This is a genomic window from Neobacillus drentensis (assembly GCF_036965425.1).
Taxonomy (GTDB): Bacteria; Bacillota; Bacilli; order Bacillales; family Cytobacillaceae; genus Neobacillus; species Neobacillus drentensis_F.
Map to the genome: position 1 here is coordinate 15036 of NZ_JBALPP010000102.1, position 11107 is coordinate 26142.

Sequence of the window (11107 nt, forward strand, 5' to 3'; positions counted from 1 at the left end):
CGCCAAAGCGCCGAGGAGGCTCCCCGGCACGCCCGCGGAAAGCGAAGCGCCTGGAGCGCAAATCAACAACCAAGTTTAACAGTGCTATAAAAAAAGAATCTTGTGAAACGAATTAATATCTTTTAATATTTAAATTATACGTTTTCGTACGAAAGAGATTGGACTGATGAACAATGCTATTTGTTGAGGAAATGCCAAAAGAAGCAAAAGATAAAATCCTTTATGCCGGTCTATCATTATTCACAAGCGCCGGTTTTAAAAATACCTCTGTCCTAGATATTGTCGAGATGGCAAGGGTATCAAAAACAACCTTTTATCAACACTTCACCAGTAAAGAGAATCTGATGGCCGGTCTTTTTGAGGTACTGTTCTCAGAAATTATAAGTGAGGTTAAACAAGCGAGTGAACAAGAAAATCGCAACGCTTATAAAGCCTATTTTGGAATTCGGCGTTATATCGAAATTTGCTTTTCTGATGTTAAAGTTGCAGGCTTAATGCTCGTGGAATCAGTCGGAGTATCCCAAGAAGTTGAAAAAGTAAGGAGCGATGCGCACCGACGTTTTGCCCAGCTTATTTTTGAGACAGTTCAAGGACTGCTGCCCTCAACTGTTTCAGAAATCGAAATGCAGCTCGTTTCGCAGGCGATGGTTGGAGCAATTAATGAAGTAGTGGTTCAGAACTATAATGTAGATGGGGGAACACGAGTCAGTTATGATGACCTTGCCCGCCTCCTTAATCGGATCGTAATTAGTGCATTCGTTAATCTTTCCAATTAGCGGGTGCTTTTTTTTCGAAAAGTTCAAAAAATCTTCACTGTATAATACTAATACGTATTAGTATTATGGGGATATACACTTATGGAAGGGGATTTACAAATGGCAAAAGCAATTCAAGCATATACATTACCAGAGTTGATGACTAGGATTGAAGAAATATTTAATGCAAATCCTGACCCGATTAAGGGCTTTGAAGCCATCGTTCAATATGACATCCACGGAGAGGAAGAAGGAACCTATCAACATATTTTCCATGATGGAACATTATCGATTAAGGAGGGCATTCAAGCTTCTCCAAATGTTACCATGGTATTGTCATATGATAACTTCAAAAGTTTTTATTAGGAAAACAAAGTGGGACCATGGCTTTATTGACTGGTAAGGTAAAAGCAAAGGGTGACATCAGCACGGGAATGAAGATAGAAAGCATTCTCCGTAAATACAAAATTAAAGAGCCATTATAATCATTTCAAAAGACAAAGGGGAAGTCATCGTTCCCTTTTGTCTTTTTCTTTTTTAATAAACACTTTATCTATGTTGATAAAATGTCGAAAAATATTGGTTGTTTGATACGAATACGTATTGGTATCATGTTAATATGATAATATGCTGAATTTATGGAAAATTCAGATGTGTTAAAGGAGGACGAAGGAATGTCGAAAAAAATAGAAGAGTATTCTTTAGAAAGTCTAATGAAAAAGATTGAAGAGTTATTAAATGCAAATCCAGCTCCGTTTCAGGGGTTTAATGCAAACTATCAATTCGATATTGATGGGGAGGACTCAGGAGTTTACCAGCTCCACTTTCAGGACGGAAAAGCCGCCGTACAGGAAGGCTCTGATACACCTGCTGATTGTAGATTGATCATGTCACTAGCAAACTTCCATTTATTTTTGTTAGGGAAACTAAATGGGACGATGGCGTTTATGACTGGAAAGCTAAAAATTAAAGGTGATCTCGGCAAAGCGATGAAAATAGAAAGCATATTACGGCAATATAGTGTGAAAGAACAACTCTAATAAACCTAATTGTTAATTTTCGGGAGGTGGTGTCACATGAAGGCAAAAAATTTAGTAGAAATGGTATCCCGATCAGCCGAACGATTTTCCGAGAAACAAGCATTTTTATGGAAAAAGGAGGGAAGGTATCAGGGCATCAGCTACTATTCCTTTTGGGAAAAAGTAAAACATATTGCAGCCGGACTTGCCCATCTAGGAATAAAACGAAATGACAAGATAGCTATTTTATCAGAAAACAATCCTTATTGGCCTGTTGCAGATTTAGCTATCATGAGTCTTGGGGCAGTATGCGTGCCGATTCACTCCACCCTGCCTCCAGAGCAAATAGATTACATTTTGCAAAACGCTGAATGTGCTTTCATTTTTGTTCAAGATGAAAAGTATCTAAATAAAATCCTTCGTAATGGTAAAGCTCCCATTCCAGCAGCGATTATTTTTCCAGGGGAGAATTTCAAAGAAACTGAAGCCCTATTATCCTTACAGCATTTAGCTTATATTGGCTCCGTCAATCCCTTCGATAACTGGGAGGAAGGATGGAATGAATTATCAAGAGGGGACCTCGCTACCATCATCTATACTTCAGGTACCACCGGTAAACCAAAGGGTGCCATGCTGACCCATGGAAATATCCTTTCCAATGTGGAAGGGATTCAATTCTGGGTGCTAGAAGCAAGGCCAGATGATATTTTACTTTCTCATTTGCCCCTTTCTCATGTGTTTGAGCGAATGGCCGGGCAGTTTATGCCTTTATCTGTTGGGGCAACGATTGCCTATGCGGAAGGAATTAATAAGGTTCAGGAAAATCTTTTAGAGGTCCGGCCTACAGTGCTGGTAAGCGTTCCCCTTCTCTTTGAAAGAGTCTATGCCCAAGCCCAAAAGATGGTGGAAACGGGTACTCCCTTAAGAAGGAAAATTTTCAAATGGGCAATCGATATCGGCATAAAAAAATATGAACATTATTTAAAGTTAACTTTTGATGATGCAATGAAAAATGGATTTTTGCCAAAAGAAATTAAGAAAAGCTGGAAATTCGCCAATGCTCTTGTTTATAGCAAAGTGAAAAAGAAACTGGGGGGGAGAGTCAGGGGACTTATCTCTGGCGGAGGTGCCCTTAATCCGGAAATCGGGAAGTTTTTTTGGGCAGTCGATATCCCAGTACTTGAAGGCTATGGGCTAACAGAAACCTCACCAGTTGTATGCACCAATCCAATGAATCGTTCAAAGGTTGGAACGGTTGGCAAGCCACTTCCGAACCTAGAGGTTAAGATCGCTCCAGATGGAGAAGTACTGGTAAAAGGCCCAAGTGTGATGAAGGGATATTACAAGGATGAAAAGGCAACAGATGAAGCATTTAAAGATGGATGGTTTTTAACGGGTGATATTGGAAGGTTTGATGAAGAAGGCTTTCTAAAAATTGTTGACCGGAAAAAAAGGATTATCGTGCTGACAACTGGAAAAAATGTCGCTCCTCAGCCAGTGGAAAATGCCATTACACAAAGTATCTATATTAATAATTCAGTTTTAATCGGCCAGGACAGAAAATATGTCATAGCCTTAATTTCGCCAGACTTAGAAAATCTCTTGTCATGGGCAGAAAAGAAAGGGCTTTCAGGGAATTTCCAGCATTTGCTGAAAGAAAAAGAAGTACAACTTCTTTTAACCAAAGAGGTAGCCAGATTCACCCAACAATTTGCCCGATATGAACAGCCGAAAAAAGTGGTTATCATCGGGAAGGAATGGACAGTGGAAGATGGGGAATTGACACCATCCTTAAAGGTTCGCATCCCGGAAATTCAAAAAAAATATAAAGAAGTCATCCATCATGCCTATACGGAGGAAATGTTTACCGATATGCAAATCGCGGCAAACGAAGTAGCCGTTGGATTATCACTTGAGTATAGCATAGGGAAAGAGCATTAATCTTAATCAACAGCTATTGTGGGAATAGCTGTTTTTTTCATCCATTGGAAAGGTGAACAAACCAAAAGCCCATATTTTTCATATACATATAAAAAAATAAAATGGGTGAGCTCTAATGTTTGGAAATGAAAGAACGGTTTATCTTTTTCCGGCTGCCATAAAAGAAATTGGAGGGAACAAATGGGGATATATCAATGAAAAGGGAAAATTCATTCTTCCACCCATTTACGAAAATGCAGGGGATTTTCAGGATAATGGATTAGCGATCGTAAGGGCAATGAACCATGCAGGTGTCATCAATTCATCAGGATATTTTATTGTGAAACCAAAATATGATACCATCAACCCATTTTCAGAAGGGAGGGCCACCGTCATTGATCATCAGGGGTTTAAAGTGATTGATGAGAGTGGAAAAGAGATTACTTCAATAGCTTATTCCTATATAGGGGACTACAAAGAAAGCCGGGCATTAATCGCTGATTATACTAAAGATGGCTGGTATAGATATGGATATTTAAATAAACGAGGGAAAGAAGTAATCCCCCTTACCTATGAATCTGCCAGTGATTTTACAGATGGCAGAGCAGTTGTAAAAAATAATGGAGGCAGATTTGCCCTAATCGACCTTACTGGGAAGGAAGTAAAATGGTACCCTTTTTATTTTGTCGGCCAGTATGGACAGGGGATGATGGCATTTCAAATGCGTGCTAATGAAAAGTTTGGTTATATCGACGAGCAAGGCAAAATCACCATTGAGCCAAAGTTTTCAGGTGCACAATCTTTTATTAATAATCGAGCCATAGTCAATGTTTCCGAGGATTATAATGATCACTATGGATTAATTGATCCGACAGGCGGCTATATTATTAAACCAAACTATAATCGAATAGAATATCTAGATGAAAACCGTTATTCGATTGGTAAAGCGATTGACCCCTCTAAACCATTTGCTGGTTCTAAATATGCTGTTGCTGATGGTGATGGGCGTATTTTGACAGGTTTTATTTATAATGAAATTAGCAAATTTACAGATGGTTTTGCTTCAGTTTCCGATGATCAAAATACCTTTTTTATAGATAAGAGAGGTCAACGAGTTGTGCACCTTCCCATTGTGAGCGGCAGCGGAAGATTGCAGTTTGAGAAAACACTTATCAAGGGTGAAATCGATTTTCGGGTAAAATATCTTTCTAGTAAAGGCGAGATTATCTGGAAGCAAAACACGGTGATTCCGCTCAATGATCAATATGCTGTTTTAGAGCAGAAATACAAGCCGAATAAGGATTATTTGGTTTATTATCCTCAAATACAAGGGATGGGGAAGAGTGAAAGTGTAAATGCCGCATTAAAGGAGCTTTCTGGGGTAAAGGCTATACCATCCCATAAACAATTAGATTCCAATTATTTGGGGGACTTTGAGGTTACGTTTTTTAAAGGGAATTTATTGGTTATAGAAATACACGGCTATAATTACCCTTTTGGTGCTGCCCACGGAATGCCAGTAAAAAAGTATGCTCATATCAATCTTAAAACAGGTTCCATGTATAGCTTAAAGGATTTATTTATGTCAAAAAGTCCATATGTAACAACAATTAGTATAATTATTGACAAGCAAATCAAAAGCAATTCCGAGTATTCCTATGTTTTCCCCAATAGCTATAAAGGAATTCAAGCTAATCAACCTTTTTTTATCACTGATGAGTCTTTAAATATCTATTTTCCCCCTTATGAAATTGCCCCATATGCTGCCGGGTTTCCAACCTTCAGGATACCGTTTAAAGAGGTAATGAGTATCATTGACCAAACGGGTGAATTTTGGAGGTCCTTTCATTAAAAAAAGCGTGAATCTAGCAGATTCACGCTTCTTATTTTACACACTTAACATAAGTGCTAAGTATCCAATTACGATGAACAGAAAGCTCAAAACAAGGGCTAAAAATTTCGGTGCCTTTTTTATGAAAGATAAAATCATCAAGATTAAGAAAAATACCGCCCATACCATAAGGCTTTGCGATGCAATTCCAGGTGAAAAATGTAACGGGAATGTTAGATCACCTTGATGTGATAGGCTAAAAAGCTTTGAAGCTCCTTCAGCTTTAATTGTTGTTTTAATATCATGTGGCGGTGATTCCTGGCCTAACGCCCCGGTTATAGCAAAGATGATTAACACGAGAATACTTTCAAGCCTCATCCAAGGAACTGGATTAAAGGTAGCCCCTTTTGAAACCTTATTGCGAATTAGGACACTGTTGATAAATGCAAAGACAAGCAGCGGCACAATCGCCAAATGCTTCAACAACAGTGCCTGTCCATAGGATAACGGCCATGTATTGGCGTAGTCGCTTAAATCCATAACAAAGGACATTAAGGAAATGCCAGTGATGATAATGGTAAGTAAACAAATGATAGCGATCGGTGAAAACCATTTTAAAAACTTCAGCCAATTGTCATGATTCTTAGAGAACCAGCTTACTACGATAAGAATGCCTATCCAGGTACTCACAGCTAAAAAATGGGCAGTATGAATAAAAAATCCTGGCCATCTTGATAAAGAACTGGCATGGCTAGACCAACCTAGAGCAGCGATTAAAGCTAGTGTAAAAATTAATCCTGTTATTGAGAAGTGCGGTTTTCGCTCTAGTTTAATCGGAATTAGATAAATAAATAAAATAAAAGAAATGACCCCCGTGGTAATCCACGACTTTCCAACCTCAAAATTGGTCAAAACAGACTGTATGGTCATACCCAGTCCAAGGTCCTTATATAAATAGAGAATAATTTTTAATACTGGTACAAAGGAAAAAAGAGCAATTCCAAGAGCTGCTGCTAATAAAATACCTTTTGGAACTTTAATTGAAGGACGAGCAGTTTCTGGAATGAGATGTAAGATAAAACTGCCCAGCAGCACAGAAAAGCATAAATAAAGCAAAGCTTCGCTCATGATATTTACTACAAACATTTAAGCATGCTTCCTTCGATAAAATAACCAGTAGCCGCTAATAACGAAAATAATCAACAATGCGACAGATCCAGGGACAACATAGTCTTTAAATGAAGGCTCCATAGTTTCGGTATTTTTGGTCAACAAGGCAGTATTCTCAACCTTCTTGGGTGCAGCAGCTTCCTCAGTTTTATTTTTATCAGCTGGTTTCATTTCACTTGATGCTGATGCTGCAGCAGAAGTGGTTTGCTTTGCTGGTAATTGAACAGAAAATGAAATATCTCCTTCAAGTGGATGTCCGTCCGTCCCGATAATTTTCCAATGAATTTTATAACCACCGTTTGCTAGTTCATTATTCAATGTTCCGATTAATTTATTCCCTTCAATAGAGACTTTGGAAAGTGGTATCGAGGTACCTTTTGAATCTTCTAAAGTAAATGTGCTGGTGCTCTCCAAGGTTGTTTCAAAGGTAAGAGCTATTTCCTTTAATGGCTGGGTTAACACTTCTCCATTTTTGGGGGATGAAGATTCTAAATGTGAATGTGCAAAGACAGTAGTTCCTAATAGAAAAAACAACATTGATGCAATAAGAGAGATTTTCTTAAACATCATTTTCAACTCCGTTATATTGTTATCTTGCTTGTTGTTCATTCTATCATCAATTCCTCTAGGTTTTATCATTTTGGCGCCATTGTTCACAAACCTTTCAAAAATGATCTCTTTAATTTTTCGAAAAAATATTCTTAATTAAGAACTTAAATGTTCTTAATTTTGTATTATCATATAACTATGTCCATATTCCTTACGTATCAGCATAAGAATTAGTAGAAACAATGGATACTAAATATTGATTATGGAGGGAATCATGAAATTTTGTTTATTCCTATTGTTTGCTGGTATATTAGATGCCGTCCTGACACATTTTGGGATTGTATCGGGTTTCGTAGAGGAAGGAAACCCAATCATGGAGTTCTTCATTGAAAAAAGCTGGTCTTACTTTTATTTAATAAAAATTCTTCTGCCAATTATTCTGATAGGTCTGGTTTCCCTTCGTCCATTTAAAGGAGGGGTTAGGACGCTATTGGTTTCTGCCTGCGTACTTTATTTTTCCGTTCTTATCTATCATATCGCCTGGATCCTTCTTTATATAAATACCTCGATATAACTCCATAGAAACTAGACACACCTCGGTTATTAAGTTAGTATCAATACGATATGGATTGATCAAAAGCAAAAAACGAATACTATGAAAAAGAGTTTATATAAGGAGTATTTTATGTTGAACAATTTAAAGCCATTTTTACAGGAAGCGTGGGAGAAGTCTGGGTTTCAAACGGCTACTTCTATTCAAGACGCCGCCATTCCAGTCATCCTTGAAGGAAAAGATGTAATTGCCGAATCGCCAACTGGCACAGGGAAAACTCTTGCTTATTTGTTGCCATTATTAAATAAAATCGACCCGGCCGTCCAATCTCTGCAAGCTGTCGTTTTAGCCTCTTCGCAGGAACTAGTTATGCAAGTTTATCAAGAATTCCAAAAGTGGTCGGAGGGAAGCGGTATTCGCGGAACTTCCATTATTGGCGGAGCAAACCTTAAGCGGCAGCTGGAAAAATTAAAAAAACGACCTCAGGTAATTTTTGCCACTCCTGGCCGCTTGCTTGAACTGATCAAACAGAAAAAAGTAAAAATGCACGAGGTGAAAATGGTGGTGCTGGATGAGGGAGATCAGCTATTGATCCCTGAGCACCTTGGCACCGTCCAAAATATTGTTAAATCAACGATGAGTGATCGGCAAGTTGTGTTGTTCTCAGCAACAATGAAACGAGCAACAGAAAAATTGTCAAAGGATCTGACTAAAGAACCTGAAGTTCTTCGTATTGAAAAAGATAAAGTGGCTTCCTCGGGAAAAGTGGAGCACATCTACTTCCTATGTGAACAAAGGGATAAAATTAAGCTCCTCGAAAAAGTAGCCCGCCTTGAGGGAAGTAAGTCGCTGGCGTTTATCAATGACATCGGAGAGATTCAGGTTTTTAAAGAAAAATTACATTTTAAAGAGCTATCTGTCGGAATATTACATAGTGACATGAAAAAATTAGACCGACAGGCTGCGTTAAAATCCTTCCGCGATGGCAAATTGAAAATGCTGGTTGCCACAGATGTGGCGGCAAGGGGTCTTGATATTCAAGGGGTTACCCATGTAGTTCAAATTGATTTTCCTAAAGACATCACTCAATATGTCCACCGGGCAGGAAGAACAGGCCGGATGGGTGCAGATGGAATCGTCATTTCACTTGTCACCGAAAGAGAAGAACGGGAATTGAAGAGATATTGCAGGGAGTTGAATCTTCCTCTTCATAAAAGAATCTTTTTCAAGGGGCAAATTGCAGAGGAAATTGAAAAAGGGCAAAAGCTGAGGAAATAAGGAAAGAGATATTGGCTTGACTCTATTTAGAACTCATTACGGTCACGTAGAATTTTTCTACGTGACCGTTTTATTTTTCAAGGACGTTTATGGTCGCGTAGACCGCCCCAACGTGACCGTATTAGAAGTCGCAGGCTAGATTGAGTCACATAGACCGCTTCTACGTGACCGTATTGGAAGTCGCAAGCTAGTTTGAGTAACGTAGACCGCTTCTACGTGACCGTATTAGAAGTCGCAAACTAGTTTGGGTCACGTAGTTTACTTCTTTGTGAAAAATCCCCTATTTTTATGTAGCAAAAAAAGGATTTGTTCAGCCTGTCTTGAATAAATAAATTGAAACGGAGGGGAAAAACGATGGAAAATCCAAAATTAAAGAAATTGCTTAATGAATGGCTGGAGGAAGCCACGATAAGCGAGATGCAGGAGAAATTAGAAAGCGGAGAGATTACTTCTAAAGAGCTTGTTTTGATGTATTTACATAGAATTTCGAGCTTTGATAAAGAGATTCGTTCCGTCCTGGAGGTTAATCCAGACGCGTTACATATTGCTGCGGCGCTTGATACTGAACGAAAGGAATCAGGACCACGCAGTCGGTTGCATGGAATACCCATTTTAATAAAAGATAATATTGATACACACGACAAAATGCATACAAGTGCGAGTTCCCTTGCTTTAAAGGATTCCATTGCACTTAAGGACTCCTGTGTTGCGGAACAATTGCGAAAAGCAGGCGCAATTATTCTCGGAAAAACAAATATGACCGAATGGGCGAATTTTATGGCCATCGGCATGAAAAGCGGCTATAGCTCCCGAGGCGGACAAGTATTAAATCCCTACGGCCCTGGTAAATTTGATGTAGGCGGCTCAAGCTCAGGCTCAGGGGCAGCCGTTGCAGCAAACTTTGCCGCGGCCGCTGTCGGAACAGAAACTTCCGGTTCCATTTTAAACCCTTCCTGTCAAAATTCACTTGTAGGAATAAAGCCAACCGTCGGCCTCATTAGCCGAAGAGGTATTATTCCGATCGCGCATACCCAGGATACGGCTGGACCGATGGCTCGAACAGTGGAGGATGCAGCGATATTGCTAACAGCACTGACTGGAAAAGATGAAGAAGACACAATCACACAAACCAATCCTCTATTAAATATTGATTTCACGGAACACCTGTTAAAGGATGGTCTTAAAGGGAAAAGAATCGGGATTGCCTTACATGGATTCATTGAGAATTTAAGTGAAGAAAAACAAAAGGGCGTCGCCATCGCATTAGAAGTTTTAAAATCATCAGGAGCAGAGGTGATCGAGAATATCGAGATTCCTTCTGCAAAAGCTGATTGGAAATATGATGTTTTAACCTATGAATTTAAACCGGATTTAAATGCGTATTTGAATAGTTTGCATCCATCCATTAAAGTCAGATCTTTAAAAGAGTTAATTGAATTCAATAATCAAGATAAAGAAAAAATGCTAAAGTACGGTCAAGCCGTTTTGATCGAATCCGAAAAAACGAGCGGCTCTTTAACTGAAGCCGAGTATGTCCAAGCATTGGAATTTGATTTATACCATTCCACCCGCCAAGGAATTGATTATGCTTTAGAAACTTATAACTTGGATGCAATTGTTTTTCCACATGAAGAAGGCTCACATATCAGCGCGAAGGCTGGCTATCCATCAATTGCGGTCCCCGCAGGCTATACGTCCGAAGGGGAACCATTGGGGATTACCTTTGCCGGTACTGCCTATAGTGAGCCAATGTTAATACAGGCAGCTTATGCCTTTGAGCAGAAGACAAAATTCAGAAAGTCGCCTGTGCTAGAGAAAGAATAAGTCCATTTGTTTTCACTCATACTATCAATGAATTTCTCAAAAAGGAGCTGACAGCAGTGGGAAGAACGAAGCTGGGAAACGCCAATGCCAATCGTAATAATAATCGAAAAAAGGGCATGAGAAACAGCGAAGAACTGGTTGAATTTACAACTGGTGAAGATTTAAAACGGAACCGTCCAAATAGTAAATAGCAAATATAATAAACAAC

12 protein-coding genes are annotated in these 11107 nt (G+C 39.0%); 10 read left to right on the top strand and 2 right to left on the bottom strand.

The window, feature by feature from the left end; translation table 11 throughout:
- Nucleotides 1-173 precede the first annotated feature (173 nt).
- From V7161_RS22235 to V7161_RS22260, 6 genes are all read left to right on the top strand, one after another.
- A complete protein-coding gene (locus V7161_RS22235) occupies nt 174-776 on the top strand; it encodes a TetR/AcrR family transcriptional regulator (protein WP_335715040.1) in 603 nt (200 codons plus the stop codon).
- Between the two features lie 99 nt (nt 777-875).
- Nucleotides 876-1121 (top strand): SCP2 sterol-binding domain-containing protein, encoded by a 246-nt coding sequence (locus V7161_RS22240; RefSeq protein ID WP_335715041.1) that lies wholly within the window; start codon nt 876-878, stop codon nt 1119-1121.
- Between the two features lie 17 nt (nt 1122-1138).
- Nucleotides 1139-1240, top strand: a complete 102-nt coding sequence (locus V7161_RS22245; protein WP_335715042.1) for a hypothetical protein — start codon at nt 1139-1141, stop codon at nt 1238-1240.
- Between the two features lie 189 nt (nt 1241-1429).
- Nucleotides 1430-1795, top strand: a complete 366-nt coding sequence (locus tag V7161_RS22250) for an SCP2 sterol-binding domain-containing protein (RefSeq protein ID WP_335715043.1) — start codon at nt 1430-1432, stop codon at nt 1793-1795.
- Between the two features lie 36 nt (nt 1796-1831).
- On the top strand, nt 1832-3715 hold the full coding sequence (locus V7161_RS22255) for an AMP-dependent synthetase/ligase (protein ID WP_335715044.1): 1884 nt from the start codon (nt 1832-1834) through the stop codon (nt 3713-3715).
- Between the two features lie 115 nt (nt 3716-3830).
- Complete coding sequence (locus V7161_RS22260) at nt 3831-5546, top strand: WG repeat-containing protein (RefSeq protein WP_335715045.1); 1716 nt, start codon at nt 3831-3833, stop codon at nt 5544-5546.
- Between the two features lie 36 nt (nt 5547-5582).
- Here the strand turns inward: V7161_RS22260 and V7161_RS22265 are convergent, their stop codons facing one another.
- Nucleotides 5583-6671 (bottom strand): copper resistance D family protein, encoded by a 1089-nt coding sequence (locus V7161_RS22265; RefSeq protein ID WP_335715046.1) that lies wholly within the window; start codon nt 6669-6671, stop codon nt 5583-5585.
- Nucleotides 6672-7304, bottom strand: coding sequence for a copper resistance CopC family protein (locus tag V7161_RS22270; RefSeq protein WP_335715047.1), 633 nt, complete (start codon nt 7302-7304; stop codon nt 6672-6674). It lies immediately after the preceding gene.
- Between the two features lie 214 nt (nt 7305-7518).
- On the opposite strand from V7161_RS22270, the gene V7161_RS22275 reads away from it, so the two are divergent.
- From V7161_RS22275 to V7161_RS22290, 4 genes are all read left to right on the top strand, one after another.
- On the top strand, nt 7519-7818 hold the full coding sequence (locus tag V7161_RS22275; protein WP_335715048.1) for a DUF5658 family protein: 300 nt from the start codon (nt 7519-7521) through the stop codon (nt 7816-7818).
- Between the two features lie 111 nt (nt 7819-7929).
- Entirely contained in the window at nt 7930-9075 is a 1146-nt protein-coding gene (locus V7161_RS22280) for a DEAD/DEAH box helicase (RefSeq protein WP_335715049.1), read from the top strand.
- 354 nt (nt 9076-9429) lie between these two features.
- Nucleotides 9430-10899, top strand: coding sequence for an amidase family protein (locus V7161_RS22285; RefSeq protein WP_335715050.1), 1470 nt, complete (start codon nt 9430-9432; stop codon nt 10897-10899).
- 56 nt (nt 10900-10955) lie between these two features.
- Entirely contained in the window at nt 10956-11090 is a 135-nt protein-coding gene (locus tag V7161_RS22290) for a hypothetical protein (RefSeq protein ID WP_263297732.1), read from the top strand.
- Nucleotides 11091-11107: the final 17 nt, after the last annotated feature.